General features: G+C 34.3%; 16 protein-coding genes. 3 read left to right on the top strand and 13 right to left on the bottom strand.

Annotation, left to right across the window (positions count from 1 at the left end; translation table 11 throughout):
* Positions 1-10: 10 nt before the first annotated feature.
* Positions 11-340 carry a 2Fe-2S iron-sulfur cluster-binding protein gene (locus K6119_RS08285; protein ID WP_221838104.1) on the top strand — a complete coding sequence of 110 codons (330 nt, stop codon included), beginning with the start codon at positions 11-13 and terminating at the stop codon, positions 338-340.
* On the opposite strand, the gene K6119_RS08280 is transcribed toward K6119_RS08285, so the two are convergent.
* From K6119_RS08280 to K6119_RS08245, 8 genes are all read right to left on the bottom strand, one after another.
* Positions 337-1,092, bottom strand: coding sequence for a LytR/AlgR family response regulator transcription factor (locus K6119_RS08280; RefSeq protein WP_221838101.1), 756 nt, complete (start codon positions 1,090-1,092; stop codon positions 337-339). The genes K6119_RS08285 and K6119_RS08280 overlap by 4 nt on opposite strands.
* Positions 1,093-1,270: 178 nt before the next feature.
* Positions 1,271-2,656 (bottom strand): hypothetical protein, encoded by a 1,386-nt coding sequence (locus K6119_RS08275; RefSeq protein ID WP_221838098.1) that lies wholly within the window; start codon positions 2,654-2,656, stop codon positions 1,271-1,273.
* 163 nt (positions 2,657-2,819) lie between these two features.
* Positions 2,820-5,699, bottom strand: a complete 2,880-nt coding sequence (locus K6119_RS08270) for a sensor histidine kinase (protein ID WP_221838094.1) — start codon at positions 5,697-5,699, stop codon at positions 2,820-2,822.
* A 104-nt stretch (positions 5,700-5,803) separates the two neighbouring features.
* The gene (locus K6119_RS08265; protein ID WP_221838082.1) at positions 5,804-6,583 is read right to left on the bottom strand and encodes a hypothetical protein; all 780 of its coding nucleotides are present in this window, start codon (positions 6,581-6,583) and stop codon (positions 5,804-5,806) included.
* A gap of 17 nt (positions 6,584-6,600) precedes the next feature.
* Positions 6,601-8,493, bottom strand: a complete 1,893-nt coding sequence (locus K6119_RS08260) for a cytochrome-c peroxidase (protein WP_221838052.1) — start codon at positions 8,491-8,493, stop codon at positions 6,601-6,603.
* Between the two features lie 71 nt (positions 8,494-8,564).
* Positions 8,565-10,376 (bottom strand): alkaline phosphatase PhoX, encoded by a 1,812-nt coding sequence (locus K6119_RS08255; RefSeq protein ID WP_221838049.1) that lies wholly within the window; start codon positions 10,374-10,376, stop codon positions 8,565-8,567.
* A gap of 239 nt (positions 10,377-10,615) precedes the next feature.
* Positions 10,616-11,389, bottom strand: a complete 774-nt coding sequence (gene nadE, locus K6119_RS08250; protein ID WP_221838046.1) for an NAD(+) synthase — start codon at positions 11,387-11,389, stop codon at positions 10,616-10,618.
* Positions 11,389-12,258: an outer membrane beta-barrel protein gene (locus K6119_RS08245; RefSeq protein ID WP_221838044.1), complete on the bottom strand. Its 870-nt coding sequence runs from the start codon at positions 12,256-12,258 to the stop codon at positions 11,389-11,391. Before K6119_RS08245 ends, nadE begins: the two co-directional genes overlap by 1 nt.
* Before the next feature lie 47 nt (positions 12,259-12,305).
* Between K6119_RS08245 and gldB the strand changes: the two genes are divergently transcribed.
* Both gldB and gldC read left to right on the top strand, forming a co-directional pair.
* Positions 12,306-13,316, top strand: coding sequence for a gliding motility lipoprotein GldB (gldB, locus tag K6119_RS08240; protein WP_221838042.1), 1,011 nt, complete (start codon positions 12,306-12,308; stop codon positions 13,314-13,316).
* Entirely contained in the window at positions 13,309-13,647 is a 339-nt protein-coding gene (gene gldC, locus K6119_RS08235; RefSeq protein ID WP_221838040.1) for a gliding motility protein GldC, read from the top strand. Before gldB ends, gldC begins: the two co-directional genes overlap by 8 nt.
* Here gldC and K6119_RS08230 read toward each other — a convergent pair.
* The 5 genes from K6119_RS08230 to K6119_RS08210 form a co-directional block, all read right to left on the bottom strand.
* Complete coding sequence (locus K6119_RS08230) at positions 13,644-14,228, bottom strand: N-acetyltransferase (RefSeq protein WP_221838039.1); 585 nt, start codon at positions 14,226-14,228, stop codon at positions 13,644-13,646. The two genes, gldC and K6119_RS08230, sit on opposite strands and share 4 nt — an antisense overlap.
* 35 nt (positions 14,229-14,263) lie before the next feature.
* Positions 14,264-16,774: a WG repeat-containing protein gene (locus K6119_RS08225; protein ID WP_221838037.1), complete on the bottom strand. Its 2,511-nt coding sequence runs from the start codon at positions 16,772-16,774 to the stop codon at positions 14,264-14,266.
* A complete protein-coding gene (locus K6119_RS08220) occupies positions 16,774-18,183 on the bottom strand; it encodes a hypothetical protein (protein WP_221838034.1) in 1,410 nt (469 codons plus the stop codon). Before K6119_RS08220 ends, K6119_RS08225 begins: the two co-directional genes overlap by 1 nt.
* 146 nt (positions 18,184-18,329) lie before the next feature.
* A complete protein-coding gene (gene yihA / locus K6119_RS08215; RefSeq protein WP_221838032.1) occupies positions 18,330-18,938 on the bottom strand; it encodes a ribosome biogenesis GTP-binding protein YihA/YsxC in 609 nt (202 codons plus the stop codon).
* Positions 18,939-19,014: 76 nt separating this feature from the next.
* Positions 19,015-19,629: a deoxynucleoside kinase gene (locus K6119_RS08210; RefSeq protein ID WP_221838029.1), complete on the bottom strand. Its 615-nt coding sequence runs from the start codon at positions 19,627-19,629 to the stop codon at positions 19,015-19,017.
* Between the last annotated feature and the right edge of the window lie 64 nt (positions 19,630-19,693).

The following is a 19,693-nucleotide window of genomic DNA, read 5'->3' as shown; positions in this document are numbered from 1 at the left end:
TTATAAAAATATGGCAGATAACATGATAACCATCCATATTATTGATCGCGAAGGAGTAACCCATGATTTAGAGGCTCCAACCGACATGAATATGAACGTAATGGAAGTATGTAAATCATATGAACTACCTGTTGAGGGTAGATGCGGTGGAATGGCCATGTGTGCTACTTGTCAATGCTATTTGGAATCAGATCACGAATTACCGGAGCAATCAGATGCTGAGTTGGATATGTTGGATGAAGCCTTTTTTGTAAAAGACAATTCAAGATTAGGATGCCAAATTCACATCAATGATGAGATTGATGGAATTGTTTTAAGATTGGCTCCTGAGGGGAATTAACCATGAAATTCTGCCAAGGTATCTTCAAAAGCTGATTTACCTTCTCTGGATACATTTACTTTGTGATCGTTTTCCAATTCTACTTGTCCTTGATGACGATTGTATTTTCTGACGAAAGAAAGATTTACCAGGTGTGACCTGTGAACGCGGTAAAAGTTGCCTTTTCCTTCTAGCATTTCCTCAAAATACTTTAATTTTTTACTAACCAGCATATCGGTTCCATCTGCCAGATATATTTTAGAATAGGAACCATCTGCATTGATGTGTGAAATGTCTTCTGTTTTTACAAATACCAATCCATCAGAAACGGGAACAGCTATTTTTTGAATTTGGCTTCCTGATAAGTTAACCTTCAATGTGTCCAGCCTATCCTGCATGCTGGAAATGTTGATTTTGTCTTTTACTTTTTGAATGGCATTTTCTAATTGCTCTACCTGAACAGGTTTCAATAAATAATCTACCGCCGACACTTCAAAAGCCTGAATGGCATATTGGCTGTAAGCTGTAACAAAAACAATCTCAAAATCCACATCTCTGAAAAATCCTAGCAATTCAAATCCAGAGTAATTAGGCATTTCAATATCTAAAAAAACGACATCAGGCTTAAGATTATTGATGGCTAAAACACCATCCGGAACATTGGAGGAAGAATCAATAACCTCCACATCTTTGCAGAATTCGTTCAGCATATTTTTTAATACGCGTCTCGCTCGCTCTTCGTCGTCAATGATGATCGCCTTGATTTTAGACATGGATTAAAGTTATTTAAAAATGGACATTTATTAAAACAAGAAAGAATAATAAATTTTCAGTTGGTATGAATTTAAACTAGTTCAAAAAAAGGAGGCGTTAAAAATAACAACCTCCTCTTTTCCTAGGGTTTAATCAGTAAGTTCAAGGTTAAATACTTTGAGAAATTTCTCGATTAGATTACTTATACTTTGTTGAACCTGAACAATCAGTAGGGATTCTAATTCCTGTAGCTCCGCCGATATAAGTGTTCCCGTAGTTAGATCCGTCGTATCTCTGTCCAATTATGATATTTGAGAATTCGCATAATCCATCAGGAGTTTTAGTTACCATTACTCCGGCAATTTCTCTTCCGGTAATAACTCCTGTATTTCTATTTCTCAAAGTACTCCACTCTTTACCTGTGATATAACAATACTGTACAATTCTACTTTTCCATTTGTATTGAGCAGCCAAATCTTTAGCAGCTTGTGTAGCTTTTGATTTAATAGAACTGCTTACCATTCCTTGTCTAGGTAAAGCTTGTTTTTCAGCATTTCTTCTAGCATTGCAACTTTTAGTGATGGATTCTTGAATCACTTTTATCAATTGATCGGGATCATTTTTTAGTTCATCAATTCTTTGTTTGTTTTTTCCCATTAAGAAAACATTAGTTTTTCCATCTTTCCAGCTAACAATTTGAGAACAATCGAGACCAGAACCTTCTTGAGCATAATAGTCATATCCTTCTGCTCTAATTAAAAATAGATCCTTCTCTATCATTGTAGCGTATCTGAAAGGTAATTCAGTTTGACCGAATTCAAAATTGGCATCCATAACGGTCATTTTACCTTCTCTTACTTCATTGGTGTTATTCATATAACCTTCAATTTTTTTACCATCTCCGTAATGAACAAATAGAGTTGACTTGTATTTTTCGTTATCAGATTCCTTAAATTCTAAATTGGCTCCTTTTGCATAGTGCTCATAATCTTTAGGTCCTCCTCTTGAACCTGAAGTAGATTTTCCGTATCCAATTAGATCAGAGAAAAAATACATTCCAGAAACACCATATTTATCGGAGTATTTAGCGTCGTTTAAAGCTACAACTTTAGCCATTTTAGCTGCATTTGCAGCCTCACTCTCCTTAGAGCCTATCATGCTTGAGAATTTGTTCAGAGAAGCTTCATATGTGCTTTGACCTGCACTTGCATCAATAGTTTTTGCTGTTTTTTTATCTGTATGCGCACCTACAACAATGTTGTACTTTCCATCTTTTTCAACAACATAGTATAACGTTTCATTTTCAACAATAACTCCCTGTTTGTCTTTTTTGGAAAAAAAGGCATCTCCTTTTCCCTCTACTTTCCCAAGACTCATTGTTTCGATAGATTTATTGCAATCAATGCTTGTTAATTGAATGGTTGCATTTCCACCATCTCTTTTTAATGTTATTTTTTTTGAAAGACCAGTTATTTGTCCATTGTCACAAACATTTACCGGTTTTGCGAAGTAATAAAGTGTTTCCTGTGCTTTTAGACTAAGTGTACTCAATATTAGTCCTGCTGATAATATTAACTTGTTCATAATTAGTTTCTTTTTTCGATTGATAGCTCCAGATTTAAAATGTTTTAAAACCCGGAGGGATAATTAATTCTGAGACAAATTTGAATCGCTAGAAAGATTATTACAATACCAAATCCATGAACTGCAGACTTGAGTTCATGAACTGTATTTGCTACTTCTTAAATTATATTGGGAATTTCACAACTACTTTAGTTCCCGTACCTTCTGTATCAATGTCAGAAATTTCTAAAGTGATTTTTTGATCTTCAAATGTATTGACTAAATCCAACCTTTTTTGAATAGCCTCTGAAGCAAAAGAATTGTGTACGTAAGATTGACGATCTTTAATTTCGGATGATTTTTTTCTTCCAATTCCGTTATCTGTGATTACACAAATTAGATGCGAGTTGTTTACTGAGAAATTAATAGATAATCTTTTATCTCCCTCTTTGTGTAAAAGACCATGTTTTATTGCATTTTCAATATACGGTTGCAGTAACATTGGAGGGATCATAATTTCGTCCGCATCATTTTGACCTAAATTTTCAGATAATTCAAATATAAAATCTTCACCAAACCTCAGCTTTTCAAGGTCTAAGTAAAGTTTTAAAAGATTAATCTCTTCTCTTAATGAAATTTTATCCTTTCCTGAATAATCCAAAGTTTTGCGCATCAGATCTGCAAACTTACCTAAGTAAATATTTGATTCTCGGATGTCATTTTGCATAATTAAATCCTGCACTGAGTTTAGGGCGTTAAATACAAAGTGCGGATTCATTTGTGCTTTTATAGCTGTTACTTCTGATGCTTTTAACTGCTTTTCCAGTTGCAGACGTTTTTTTACAATTGACAATCTTATAAGAAAGTATCCTGCAATGATTAATATTACTCCTATAATACATAAGCTATAAAACCACCAGGTTGACCAAAAAGGAGCAGCAATTTTAAACTTGTATTCAACCGGATTGGAAGATATCCCATCCGTGTTTACAGATTTAACTGTAAAAGCGTACTCTCCCGGAGGAATTGAAGTATATCTAATTGAGTTGTTTAGATAGTTCGTGGTTTGCCAATTTTCATCTACACCTTCTAATCGATATTGATAAGTCATAGTGCCTCTATGTCTAAAAGCAATAGATACAAAATGAAATTCAAACTGATCTTCGTTGTAGTCAAATTCACTTTTTGACGGATCAATTTCCTCATCATTCACCTTAATAGATCTTATTTCAATCTGTGGTTTAGTGTTGTTGTTTAAAATGTCTTTTAAACCAATTATTTGAATTGTCTCTCCATTTATCAACCATAATTTATCTCCCACCAATTCCAGATCAAGAATTCTATTGGAATTTAATCCTTGCATTATTGTCATGTAACTTGTCTCATGATTCTTTAAATTCCTAATGACCAGACCCTTTTTTGTTGCAATAAGCATCAGATCATCATTTTTCTTCATGGTAATTATCTCATTTGAAAGTAATCCATTCTTATCATTCAACTCATCTACTACCCGGTAATTTTCAAAAATCAATATCCCGTTATTTGGGGTGGCTATCCAAACTTGTTTATCGCTTAATTCTATATTGATGGCTGCAATAGGTTCTTCATTTTTGTTAATAGAAATTATTGTGTCTGTTTTTATCAGCTTGACGCCACTACTTGTGCCTGCCCAAATTTCATTTTTATCCTTGTCATAAGCAACAGTAGTACATCTACCAAGATTAAATTCATATAATTTACTAGGGTCCTGGCCTAAATTTTTAAATTGGCTTATTTCTGCATTTAAAAAGGGGTTTGAAGCAATACTTAAATACTTAAGATTAACATTTGTTGCCATCAAGAATTCTGTCGGGCCAATTTGGGCACATCCTTTTACACTTGAGATTCGGTTGCTTACAATTTCATCTTTGGATAGGTCATACTTATTTTGACCAAGTAAAAGATGATCATTGGCATTGACGTATTGGAGAAATTCTACTCTAAAATTGTTAGTTACCAAAGTTTGAACTTGGTTTTCCTTAAATTGATATACATTTCCACTGAAGCCACCTACGTAAATGTTGCCATTTTCATCTGAGGTAATACTAAGCAAATCATCATCTCTCAATAAAGGGTGGTTTTTAAAATCAATGATGTTTAAGTTTGGAACTATAATCATTCCTTTACCAAGTGTACCTAACCAAATATTTCCTTCTCTATCAACAAAGCCACAAGACAATTGAAAATTTGGAAATATTAAATTCCCATCAAACAATGGATTTCCGTTCAAGTCAAATGCATTAGCTCCACCATTGAAACTTGCTCTTAGAATACAATTTTTTAAAAAAATCCATTTTAAAGTATTGTATTCGGTATTTTCTTCTTCGTTAATTATTTGTTCCCATTGGTTATTTTGGAATCTGAATAAGTTGGTAGAGCGGTGTTCATGAAAATATTCATTTCCATATTTTATATCAAGGTATATGTATAAAGAGTTGAAAATGCTTTCAAGAGGAATTTCAGATTGCGGTTTGAGCCTTATTTCTCCATTTTTTAAATAATAAATCTTCTGGTCATGACCACTGTAAATGGCAAGTTCCCCATCAGATGATTTTGGTATGTGACAGGCAAATTTGTTGTTTGATTTTAAAAATACAGGTTCATTATTTTCTACACGATAGACACCATTTGAAGCAAAAACAATATTGTTCTGATCATCAATATTGTAATATACATTCTCATATTTGAGGGAATCTGGAACAGTGTAAATTAATTTTAAAGAATCCTCAACTACTTTGAAAATTTGACCATATAAGTTATTACAATATATTGCTCCGTTTTTGTCCTCAACTATATTGAATAGCGAACGATTCTTCATTTGCGTATTCGCAAACTTTGTGAATTGATAGCCATCATAACTGTACAAACCATCATTTGAGCTTATCCATATGTAGTCATTCTTATCTTGATACAGATCATATATATCAATTCCTGAAAATTGATCTTCTCCAATGCGATAATGACTGGGCTGTTGACCAATTAGATAATAGGGAAGTAACGATATGATAAATACCCAGAAACGCATCCGACCAAATTACCAAAAACTAATGAAATTAAATTGTTAAGAAAGCCCCGTTTCACGAACAACAGTATTCAATTTGGGAATGGTAAGAAATGTATCACGAACCGTTATTTGTTTCCTTTAATTATTTCCAAATTCACCGTAAAGGTTCCAATTTTGGTTTTTATAGTGTGTTCGGTTTTATACAAAGACATCTCGTTGTATGGGATTTTGAATTTTGACCAGTATTTGTCGGGTTTGTAGTATACATCAAAGTTGATGCTTTTGTGCGGATATTTTTGAATTGTTGGTAGTCCTTCACAATTCCATTTGTAAGTTGTCAGTTTTTCGAACTTTACTATTTCACCATTAATATTTCTATTTATGGTCCAATAGATTCCATGTTTTTTAATTTTCCGAAGTATTTTTTTGTCAACAAATTCCTTGGTCGGATCAAAATTCACGGATTTCAACATTACAGTGACAGGATAGATTTTTTTAAGCCTAGCTACTTCATTTTTATAACTTGTTACATATTCGAATTTGCTTTCCTTCAAAAACTCTCCCCATATCAATGAAAAGGTTAATATATGATCGTTGAATACCATGTCGTCATCATACAAAATGAAACTGATTGTATCCGTTTCATTGAAAGTGGAATCTTGAAATTTGAAATAAAAAGTAGTAGAATTTTCATCTACGCTTGATTGAACAAAAACTTCTCCATTTCTTTTAATCACGATAAAAGGATCTGCCTTTTTTTTATTTGGGGCAAAAGGAATATCGGGGTCATAATCAGTTCCATTTAAAGAAACATATATATCACAATAAGGCTTTAATTCATATTGTGAATAGGAAGTTTTTGAGATCAGACCAAGTAAAATAGCTAGTGTTAACAGCTTGAGCATTTTACTAAAGTAGAAAATTAATAAGCTCCTCCTATAGGTCTTTTATTCAATTCAGCATTAGATGATTTTGGCAGACTTTCAGGAATTTCTAAAAATGATTCAAAATCTGTTAGTGATTGCATGAAAACTATCAATGCTGTCTTTTCTTCTTTGCTTAAGTTGAGTGAATCTGAGGGTAGAGTAGTGTTTTCAGGAGCTATTCCCCATCCATGTCCACCACCAACATCATAAAAATCTACCACTTCTTCTAGCGTTTCAAATACGCCATTGTGCATGTAAGGTCCTGTAACAGCTATGTTTCGTAAGGTGGGTGTTTTGAATGAGAATTTGTTAAAGTACGCTCTTTCTCTAGGTCGTCCATTGTTGTATCTTCCCATGTCATTATCCAATTCAGCTTTTGATTTAATATTGGAAGTTGGAATTCCCACTACTTCAGTCTCTGTGTCTACATATAATGGAGGTACATTGCCCGCAAATGTTGGAATGAAATGACAAGTTGCGCAGGCTGCTTTTCCTGAGAAAAGATTAAAACCCGCTACAATTTCGGCTTGATTTTCTACTTTTTCCAAGCGCATCATTTTATCAAAAGCTGAATCAAATGATTTTAATGATTGAACATATGCAGCCAGACTTGCAACTATAGTGTATTTGTTTACTTTTTTAATGTTGGGATACGCTTCATTGAACAATTGAATGTATTCTTCGCTAGACATTATTTTGTCAGCAATCTCTTGATAATTTGTATTGAATTCTTTTGGACTAAAGATTACATGTTCAGCTTGTTCTTCTGGAGTTGATGCTCGGGCATCCCAAAAAAATCGCGTATTGAAAACTGAATTGATAAGTGTAGGTGCATTTCTATCAACTGTACCTTCACCATCAAATGCCATAGATTTTTTAGCTCCATCAGTGAAAGCCATTTTAGGATCATGACAAGATGCACAAGCTCTTTCATTATTTTGGGATAAAATAGGATCAAAGAATAAAATCTTGCCTAATTCCTGACGTTGTTTTTCGTTCCCTGAATTTGAATAGGAAGAGTAGTATTTGTAGTTTAGGAAATCTGTATCAAAAATGCTTTTAGATAAGTAATTAACACTGAATTCATTGTCATATACTAAGTCTTTTGTTTCAATGTAAAGTTGTTTTTGCGTCTCCAATAATTTACCATATACAGGGTCTAAACAATTTGCAATGAAAGCGAATCTGTCAAAATTGTCAAAGTTTGCGTTCTCAAAATGTTGGTTTCCATTTTTAAAGATGGTGTTGTATTCATTTTGTGTATCAGAAGGTATGTAGGGATAATAAACTTCAAGCAGTTCTGAGATTGATTTCCAGGCAGTTTTGTTTTCATTGATGGTATTTTCACTGCTAGGAGTGTCAAAGCCTGTAATGCCTAAAGCGGTAATTCTAACAAGTTCTTCACGCATGGCCTCAAATACCATTCTGTCTGTTAAATTGATGGGCTGGATATATTGTTTAAATTCATGTCCATGATGATGAAGTCTATCCACCAAATGAACGATTGCTTCACGATCATTTTCAACAATAGCTTCCTCCAATGTTTGAAATCCTGTAGGTTCAATAATACTTTCAATACTGGTTGCTTTTCTCTCTAAAGATGGAAGTGGAGCTCCGTTGATGTGATCTTTCACAAATTGACGATCAAAGTATTCAAAAAGTGCTTCAGTATTTTTATAGGCAATTCGCGTTTTGAAAAACTGAGATTTCACCTTTTCCACCTGAAAATTCTCTGTTTGCACTATCGATTTTAGCAGATCTAATTCAATTAGTAATTGATCATAATGCGTGCTGAATATTTTTTTTATTTCAACGGTTGTTGAGTTATTGTTTTTAGCCTTGGCATTACATGAAATAACTATAACGAACAAAAGGAAAAGGTTTTTCATTTTTAATTGGTATTTAAATTGAAAAACCCGCCCTTGGAAAAAGGGCGGGTAAATTAGGGTTGTAAGACAATTTATTGTTTGATCAATTTTTTAGTTTGTCCCTCGGCAGTTTGTACCAAGTAAATTCCGGCAGGTAAGTTTGCAACGTGAATTTTATCTACGTTTCGGTAAACTTTGATTAAGTCTCCATTGATATCGTAAATACCAACATCAGTCTTTTTATTCATGTAAACAAAATCTGCAGTTGGGTTAGGATATAATTTCAACTCTTCAGTTGTGTAATCAATTTCAGGTGTTGAAGTAAATCCTCCGTCAAATCCTGTTAAGGCAATTGTACAAGAGTTGTTGTAAGGATAAGGATTGGCTGCATTTGGATGCTGTGAGTTAAAGAAGATAGTTTTTCCATCAGGTGTTCCTTTTACTCCGGTAATTTCAGCTCCGGTTGGTACTTCAGCAATTCTAATTAAATCTTCAAATGAAGGATCACTGATAGTCATGTCCAACATAAATAATTCGCAAGTTTTGTTAGATACTCCTTGTGGCATTCTACCGTTAGAAGTTCCATTCAAATCTTCGCAAATTAACATATAAGTTATATCACCAATTGTAATGAATCCTAAACCATCAGGGTTTGATAAGTGAGTTTCAGGATATGCAGCAGAAGGTACGTCTCCACCATAATTTGGTCCACCTTCAAAAAATGATGTGATTTCATTAGTAGTAACGTCTAATTTCAAGATTCTTCCGTAATAATCTACATAATCAGCATCATCCGGTCCTGAAGCAAACATGTTGTTTGCTCTATCAATATGGTGTTGAGCAAATACTCCACCATCAGCTAATTCGTCATTCCATTTTGATGCCGGGTTATCACGACCAGTTTCAGTGAAATATACGTTTCCGTCATGTGGGTTATAAGCTACCCATTCCAATCTGTTAAACATTGTTGCTCCGTAAGCAATAGCTGTATCTTTAAAGTTTAACATGTTATCCCAAACAGTGTTGTCAATTTCTACCCATTTTCCAGGAGCATCAGCTTTGTAGAAATAAGTAGTTCCTGAAGTGAAATCTCCTGCATTGTCTGCAACGAATTTTGTAAACATACCCGGAGTATCATCAGCTCCTAAGTAAACTGTTTTGTTGTCAGGCATTACAACTCCACCTTCAAATGGTTGTCTACCCCAGTTGTATTGTTTTCTAATAGCTACTGCTTCTTTTGGATCAATTTCAACCATGTAGTTGAAATTTTGAAATTTTTGAACAGTTTGTCCATTTGCAACTGTGATGTCAGAAGATATTGTAAAATCTGAAGTATCAGTTAAACCATTTCCTGAATCGTGCATTCCTGCATTTGAAGATTGCCACCATTCTTCGGCTGTCCAAATTCTTCCATCAGCTTCTGATTGGATTCCTCCACAGTTCATTCCTGTTTCTCCAACGTGGTTAACAAAGTCAACATTGAAAAAGTAACCTGTTCTTCCGTCCGTTAAAGTTTGTTCAACAACAATGATTGTATCTGTATTAGCATCTCTTTTAATTTTAAATACAGTCATTCCTCCACCATCACCAATGTGATCGTCAGCCAAAATCATTTCGTGATTTACAGATAACCACCCTAAATCTGAAGATCCAGCGTCAGCAGTAAAGCCAATAAAGTCATGCCATTGTTTAGCAGGGAATGATCCTGCAGCATTTCCATAAGTAGATGTGGTTTGAACTTCGTCTACACCACCAATAAAAATTACTTGCTTCTTGATAATTGAAGAAGGCACGTAAACAGTATCAACTTCCTCTACCCAATTAATATGAGGGTTGAATCCAAGTTGAGCGTTTGCTGATAACCCTGCAAACAATAGGGACAATGAGAATAAAACTCTTTTCATGTTAGAGACTTTTTTAGATTGTGATTTATGCCACAAAATTACATCTGCCTCTTCCCTAAATCGATTACGGATTTGTCATGAAAAGAATATCATTTTTTAAATCATATATTATGAAATTTAAGCAGAAATAAACTCAGGTAAATTTTCTTTTAACTAGAAATTTAATTTGCAATAAGAGAATATTAAGCCTTGTTTGAAAAGGCTGATATCTCTGGATTTAATAATTAAAGAATTATTAATTATTTCAAATTGTCAGGAATCAGACAAACGGGAATTGGCACCATTTTGTGCTTGTTTGCCATGTGAAAAGAGTCAAATATTTTAAGAACTTCTTTTTGTCTGTCAGTTAAATCAGATCCATCTCCTTTATACTCCATGGCCCACTCCAATTCAGGGTAAGTAGCTCCTAATTGGCCTTCGTCTGTGCGCTCATCTTTCCATAAACCGTCAGTTGGTTTGGCCTTTTGAATTGATTCAACTACACCCATTTCTTTGGCCAATGCGTAAACTTCAGTTTTGTATAAATCAGCAATCGGACTTAAGTCAACTCCACCATCACCGTACTTGGTATAAAATCCAACACCAAAATCTTCTACTTTATTACCGGTTCCTGCCACTAAACATCCATTTGCCTGAGCTACGGCATATAAAGTTGTCATTCTTATTCTAGCTCTGGTATTGGCCATTGAAAGATCATGGTATTTAGATTGATCATCTAATACATCACGCAAGGCTTCAAATGTTTTTGTTAGGTTGATTCTTTGATGAGTAACATTGGAAAAGTTATTTTCTAACCATTCAATGTGCTCCATTCCTCTGTTTACTTCTGCTGGATTTTGGTGAATTCCCATTTCAAGACAAATCACTTTTAATCCTGTTTTTGCACAAAGTGTAGAGGTAACAGCAGAATCAATTCCGCCACTTATTCCAATAACAAAGCCCTGGCTTCTAGCTCCAACAGCATAGTCTTTAAGCCATTTGACTATATGTTCAATTACAAGTGGATTGTTCATTAAAACAAGATCCCAACGTTAAATTCTAATAAGTGTTGAGGGTTGTTTTGAATATCTAAAGCTTCTCTGGTTACCGTTCCTGCACCATCATCAACTTGATTAACAAGATGACTTGATTCAATTTGCATTGAAGGTGTTACACCATAATTGAATCCAGCTTCAAAATATAAATATGTGCTTCCAGTAAAGTTCCATTCAGCTCCACCATAAATCCCAATTCCTAACCTAACAGGCGTTAATCCTTTTAAAACAGTAACCGGTTTCATGTTGGTGTTTAATGTGTTAGTTGAAGCAGATGTTCTAACAAACTGATCTGTTCCTGGATCATACGCAGCTGCGTATCCTTCATCATCCATTCTTACTCCTGCAAGGAAAGATGATCTTAAACCAAATTTACCGTAGTAAATAAACTGTCCAATTTTATCAGTTTGAAACTTTAAGAAAATAGGAACTGTCACATATTTAGCACGAAATTTTCTAGTCATCAACTCTAAAACATTTGAAGTATCTGTTAGATCTTCAATCATATTTGAGTTCTTGTCGTATTTTTTAATGTCGGTATCATCAAATCCGTAAAAAACATTTCCTGAAGGAGTTGTTCCTGTAACGGCGTCACCATAATTAATTTTGAAATTTTCAATGTCAAATTGAACACCTGATGCCAATCCAACATTCTTATTGAACAAGTAGTTACCTCCTAATCCAACGGTAAAACCACCACCAATTCCATTTCTTTCTATCTCTGAAGTTTGAGTTTTAACCCATGTTACCACACCTCCGGTAACTAATCCTATTTGAAATTTTTTGTCTTGAGCATTGGAAGTAAGCGAAATACCACCGATTAACAAAAGTGAAAGTAACTTTTTCATAATTTGTTGTTTAAGTTTGTACACACAATAATAGTAAAATATCAGGAATGCTTAGTCGCAAAAACCTTCTAATAATATTAATATTTTTCATAACGGCCTGTTCGTCTGATAGGTTGGACGTGGATGTATCAGATGTTGAATTTGAAATGCAATTTGAACACTTTGAAGATGAGATGTTCAACTGTAAGTCAGTATCAGAGATGGATGCAGCCAATAAACAGTTAGTTGAAAAAGGACAAGAACTTTATGAGTTTTATGTTTTTGATGTGTTAAGAGCAGGTTCTCCTTATGATGATTCGGTAGGAACTTACTTGTATTATTTTATTACTGATACAACAATGAAAATGGCTTATCAGGATATCAGAACGGAGTTTGGCGATTTTTCAGAAGAAGAGGATCAAATTGTCGACATGTTTAAGCACTTAAAGTATCACTTGCCAAAAGCTTTGTTGCCTGAGAAGTTGATCACATATAACTCAGCCTTTAACTATGGTGTTGTTTCTACTCCTAATAAAATTGGTGTTGGATTAGAGATGTATTTAGGGCCAGAAAACAGAATTATTCAACAAGTTGGTTTTCCGGTTTATGTAAAGGACAAAATGAAAAGTGAGTATTTGATGGTAGATATTGCTCACAGTTGGTTGATCACAAATGTGATGGGAGAAAACAAAGGGGAGACATTTTTATCGCAAATGGTTTATTACGGTAAGTTAAGATACGCCATTGATGCTATGTTGCCTAATTTACCTGATCATTTAAAAATCAGATATACAGAAGCGGAGTATGATTGGTCCTTGGCAAGTGAGGATGATATTTGGTTGTATATTCTGGATATGAATTGGGTGTACAGTACGGATATGAAATTATTATTGAGATTTTTTGAAGAGGCTCCAACTACAGTTGGAATAGAAGGTTCGCCCGGAAGAATAGGTCAATTTATGGGTTGGCAAATGGTGAAGCAATACATGGAGAAAAACGAAGAAGTAAGTGTTGCTGATTTGTTATTGCAAGACAATGAAACAGTTATTTTAAAAACATATAAACCAGACAATGAGTAAGAAGTCGCAGATTAAAATAGAAGTTGAAACAAACGAGAATAATGTTCCTGAAACCATTCAATGGAGTGCAGAAGATGGGGGAGTAGATGAAGCAAAAGCAAAAGCAATGGTATTGGCTTTGTGGGATGAGAATGATCAAAACACCATGCGTATAGATTTATGGACCAAGGACATGACTGTTGATGAGATGAAACAATTTTTTCATCAAACTTTATTGACAATGGCGGACACTTTTGAAAGAGCAACCGGTGAACACAATATCACTGAAGATTTAAGAGACTACTGTCATCATTTTGCAGACAAGATGAACATCTTACCTCCTTTGAGTTAAGAAACATTTTTACGCATAAAGTATAGCGCTTTGTCATCTAAGCCTTTCCATTCGTGGTAGGTTTCAAAGCCAAATCTTTCATACACTCTTTTGTTTTTAGGAACTGAAGTTTCCAGATAGATTGGCAATTGTTTTTCTATAGATAATTGCTCTATTCCTTTTGCAATTTCTTGAGCTCCACCTTTTCCTATTCCTTCTTTTGAAGTTCCCAGGAACCAGAAGTACAGAAAATTGTCATGTGAAGGCCTGATCTTTTTCAGATATCCTTCCTTTTTAAGCATGCCTGGTACTCTTAATATTCCAATTGACTTTGCAACCAATCTGATTTGATTGAAGTAGTCTTTTAGCCCTTCTTTGCGAATGTTGTAATGGTAACAAACGGCTGCGGTGGTATCATCATCTGAAAGGTAAACACCTTCTCTTAATAATCCGGTTTTAACGGCGTAAATAGCCAGTTCACGAACTCTTTTTTCGATATTTTTTCCCGGTTTAACTGCGTTGAGCACACTGGGATTTTCCATAAACGACTGCGTGAGAATATTCACTACCTTATCTAAGTCATTGATGGACGCTTTTTTCATAAGGAGCAAAAATATAATTCTTGCCCAATTAAACGCTATCTGTTAGATGCTTCAATGTTAGTGTCACCATACTGATACATTACATTTTCTTTGTCATTGACAATATAGTATTTACCATCTTTTTTCACCTTGAAAACACCATACTGAAGAACTTCTACCGCTTCATAAGACTCTTTTAAAACGCGTCCGTATTTATTATAAATTGTCCAGCTCAGTTGTGTGCTTCCGCCTAAATCATCTCGCATTTCCTGAACTAAAAAATAAGTAAAACCATCTCTTTTATCTACAATTACCTGACCCGCTTTTGTTTTTAAAATGTTTTCTCCTTCACCGTCATAAATGAAATACCCTTTATATCTATCAGCAACAACCAAAACATCATAATCTACCTCTTCATAATGAGAACAGTTGTTATAAACTATTGGTGAACGGTGTCCAACATCCGGAAAAATTACAGATTTCCATTTTGGGTCTTGCACATAAATGATTTCATTGGTGGCCAGTCTGTCAAACTGAAATTTATTAGTGATTTTAAAATTGCATCCAAAGTTTAAATCCTCAAAATATTCTCTGAATCTGATCAAAGGCTGACCTTCTGATGTGTTTAAGTTTCCTTCAGTTAATACAGCTGTCCCAACTCCATATCTTCTCATAATAAACGGAGCGGTTTCTGTATGTAAGGCATTTTGATAGTAAAACTCATTCTCTCTGTCCATATTTATGGAAGCGTTGTAATAACTATCACTCCAGGTTGAGGTATTTCTTTCAGATGAGTAAGAGAGCATGTCATGTGATACAGCTCCACTATTTGGAGCAAATATTTGCATTGATTCCTTGATCTCCATAAAGCCATTTACTGATTGAAGTGACTCATAATGCTGCTTTTTCACATACTCAGTGTGACCATTAGAAAATACACTGCTGTACTGCGGTTCAATTGAAAAGTTGGCACTGTACTTATTGATAGAACCAATTTTGCTTGATACCTGATCCCAAAACAAATGATTGACATTACCTCCTAATCTAATCTTATTTACACCGCCTTCTCTTCCTATTCTCAATGTTTGCTTACGCGGATAAACAGTTGTGTCGATTATACCGTTTTCATCAAAATTGCAGATGTAGATATTGCCATGATGATAGAATTTCATTTTATTGTTAGTGACATCAATCTGATCACAATCAAGCGGAGTCATTAATTTTTGATCACTTACATAGCAGACCTTGTCATTTTTATAAAACTTTAATCCATTGCTGGTCCATGATGAATAATCATAGATGTTTTCTAAAATGACATTTCCTTCATAATCATAAAACCCTTCTCCTGAGTTTGTCATTTTGGTATGAAAACCTGAATTGGTGTAGGATACAAAATTAAATTCTACCGGAAGTACCACTTCACCCTTGGTATTGGCAAACCCTTTTTTAGTTCCCTTATATAATTTAAAGTACTCACCGTTGCCTTCAATATAAGTGTAGGTAGGTTCTATGATGTAGTTTCCTTTGAGGTCTATTACTCCGAATCTTCCGTTTTCCATGGCAATAAGATGTTCACCACTTACTTGTAAATGATCAAATTTTGCCTGGATAACTGTGTTTCCGTTGCTATCTAATGCGCCTATTTTATCATTTCTGTTCACTGCAAAAACAACAGGGTTTTTAGATGTTTTTCCTCTAATGTTGGTAGCATAAGAGTTATTTCTGATATAGCCAATTGCAAAAATGTCATCACCTTTATAACTCAATACTTTCTCTGCTTTTGAGTTGTATAATTCACCTTTACCGTTTTGATAGATCTTATACATGTGATATTGCTGATCATAAACCAGTACTGAATCTGACTGTGGAAAAACCTCACCTTTTGTTGTGATGTATTTAGTTTTGCCAGATTTCTGCTCTAACTCCAATACATATTCATTAAACCAAGCAATGCTGTTATATTCTGCATCAATGATTTTTTCATTTTGGTCAATAAAGCCAAACTGATCTCCTTTTCGCAAGAATATTAATCCATTATAAAAAAAGGCATTGTCATAATTAGGTTTAACAATCCATTCAAGATTATTGTCCATAACACCTGTTCCTTCATAAGTGGAAATAATCATTCTCTTACTAAAGTTGCCTGAACCTTTTTGATATCTGTTCCAGTCTCCTCTTACATTTCTATCAAATTCAATGCGTTTTATTTTGTCAATGAATTTAATGGTGTCCAGGACATTGTTTAATATCGATAGGGAACCGTAAGACTCCATAAAAATATTTTGATTTACTGCATAAATGTTTTTATTGCGAGCCGGAACAACCACTTTGAAATTTTCATCTGCCAATCCCCATGAATTTCCCTTTTTAAAGCGGTGATATTTTTCAATAATACTGTTCTCAATTAAATCAGCTTTGATCCATGCTGATGTTCTTGTACCGTTTGGATCATGTTTGGCCCAATATCCTGCAGAGTCTACAACAAAAGACGGTTTATTTAACCATTCTAGTTGTGCAAATGAAACAGAAGTCAAACAGATCAATATGATAGATAAATGCTTTTTCATTAGAATCTAGATATATGGTTTCTGAATTGATTTCTGTCTGCGGCAGGCTCTTCGTGAATCTGCATTTCTATTTCCATTTGCGGTTCGCCGTCTTTTTCTTTAGCATTATTGTATGCTTCCAAAATTTGCTCGTTGGTGATATACCCTAATTTGTTTCCAGGCAAGGCTGCTACTATTTGATTGTCAAATTCCAGGTCAAATTTGAATTCAGCGACAGTTGGATCATAATATTTAACCGCTACAGTTTTGTTTCTGGTTATGTACCACCAGCTTTTGATCTTCTCTTTACAAGAAATCACTAATCCTACAGTGGCTAGCTTTATAAAATCTAATAATCTGTCACAATTAAAGATGCCCATTCCTCTTAACTGAAATTTTCTAACTAAGTCTGCTTCACCTTCTGCTATTTCTCTACTGACAATAATGTCATTTGCCTTTTTATTGTAAGCTGTGATGTCTGCCTGATAATTGTCTTTTACCCTTTTGTATTCTTTTCCTTTCCAAACAGGTTGAACAATAAAGTTGGTTTTGCCTTTTCCCCCTTCTTGTAAATCTGTATGATTCCACATGCTCATGGCAAAGTGATTACACATAGTATCAATGGCTACTACATCTATTTCCTGATAGTTTTTCGGATCATTTCTGAATCTCTTTTTCTCTTCTTCGTCTCCGGCAACAACCCACATGGCGCCATTAAAAAATCCTAATTGGTGATAGTTGTTAAATCCAAAATCAAGGTCAAAAATTTGGTCTCCCTCTTGATATTCTCTGGGTGCAGTAATACAAACTTCTTCCATGGCTTGTTCCTGTTCTCTTAACGCTTCAAGTTTTTCAGATTTTCTTGAATTAGGAGCGGTTGTACTTTGTCCCAGGTCTTCCCATTCATAAGTTTTATCGTTGAGATAGTAATTGTTATAGTTCCCTGATTTGTATGAAGCCATTTCCATATCAATGGTTTTACCTTCCTTTAAATTGAGTTCTTCACCATCTTTTTTAGCCCTGATTTCAAACATTCCTGCAGACTCAAAATCCCCATCAGGTGTGTTCATCTTTATACCGCTTAACATGATGTCAGATATATCATGAAATTCTCTATACTCAATTTCAATGCCTTCAGCAACATCATTTCCATCCTTGTCAACAAATGCTTTTTTAGGAATTTTTATTTGTGTTCCTGAAGGAAGGTTAATGGTTGAACCATTTCTATTGCTGTAGTTGAATTTTTTGAATGGAACATCCAGATTTTCAAATGGCTTTTCAATGGCCTTTTCTTGTTTCAGCTTTTTTGTTTCAACGGTTTTATCCTGTACAATTGGTGTTACCGTTTGTTGCGATTCACTTGTAGAATTGTCGCCTTGACAAGCTGAGAATGAAACAAGAAAAATAAATAGGTATACTAACTTTCTCATAACGTGGGTTTTGTTTTTGGAAATTACTTCCTTTTAGTAAATAATGTAACAAGGTTTAAATGGTAACCAATTTTTTTTCAATCAATGATAAAATTGACTCAACAAAAGGGAAATGAAAAAGAAGATTTTTGAGAGAAATTAGAGGTTTAACCCTGGTATTCAAAATAAGGATTCACTTCATCAATGTAATTAAGTAATTCCTCAGTTCCTTCATTACTTACAGATGAAGTAACAAAATGTGGAGGCATTTCTTCCCAAATTTGAAGCATCTCTTTTTTGTAAGCGGGTAAAAATTTGCTTTTTTCACTTGTGTTTAGCTTGTCTACTTTTGTAAATACCATGCTAAACGGAATGCCATGTTCTCCTAACCACTGCATAAATTCCATGTCTATTTGCTGTGGTTTATGTCTTGAATCCAGTAAAACGAAGACATTCATTAAATTTTGGCGAGTGAGGATGTACTTTTCAATAAACTTCTGCCATTTTTCTCTTTGAGATTTTGAAATCTTGGCGTAACCGTATCCGGGTAAATCCACCAAATACCAATTGTCGTTAATTAAAAAGTGGTTGATCAATTGTGTTTTTCCAGGTCTTCCAGAAATTTTAGCCAAACCTTTAATATTGGTCATTGAATTGATCAATGAAGATTTACCCACATTACTTCTGCCAATAAAAGCATATTCAGGCATAGTAGGGTTGGGACATTTACTGACATCAGTATTACTGATTACAAATTTGGCTGTTTTGATCTCCATGGGTGCGAAGATAGGGTTTATAGCTGTTTTCAAAAAACAACTAACAGAAGAATTTAGGCTGAAATGGATTTATGAATTAGAATAATCCGTTGATCTCGGCATCAATTGAGTTGATGATTTTTCCAAGATCTTCGTCATTTTCATGGAAATTGTTGTTGTCTACATCAATTACAATCAATTTTCCTTTGTCGTAAGTAGAGATCCACGCTTCATATCTTTCGTTTAGTCTTTTTAAGTAATCTAAACGGATAGACTCTTCATATTCACGTCCTCTTTTTTGGATTTGATTGACCAAAGTAGGAACAGAAGCTTTTAAGTAGATCAAAACATCCGGAGCAGAAATAAAGTGCTCTAAAAGGTTGAACAATGAGAAGTAATTTTCAAAATCTCTTGTAGTCATCAATCCCATTGAATGTAAGTTGGGAGCAAAGATGTAAGCATCTTCATAGATGGTACGATCTTGAATTACATTGTTTTCACTGTCTTTAATTTCTTGAATTTGGGTAAATCTGCTGTTGAGATAGTACACCTGTAAATTGAAAGACCAACGTTGCATGTCTTCATAGAAATCATTCAGATAAGGGTTTTGCTCAACATCTTCAAAATGGGTGTCCCATCCGTAATGTTTCGCTAATAACTTAGTTAAGGTTGTTTTACCCGATCCAATATTTCCAGCTACAGCAATATGCATAATCAATCAATTTTGAAGGGATAAATGTAAAAATTATTGCCCATGGTTTTGGGTGAAATAAATT

The organism is Paracrocinitomix mangrovi, from assembly GCF_019740355.2.
GTDB classification, from domain to species: Bacteria; Bacteroidota; Bacteroidia; order Flavobacteriales_D; family Crocinitomicaceae; genus Paracrocinitomix; species Paracrocinitomix mangrovi.
This window is presented reverse-complemented; position numbering and strand designations above follow the sequence as displayed.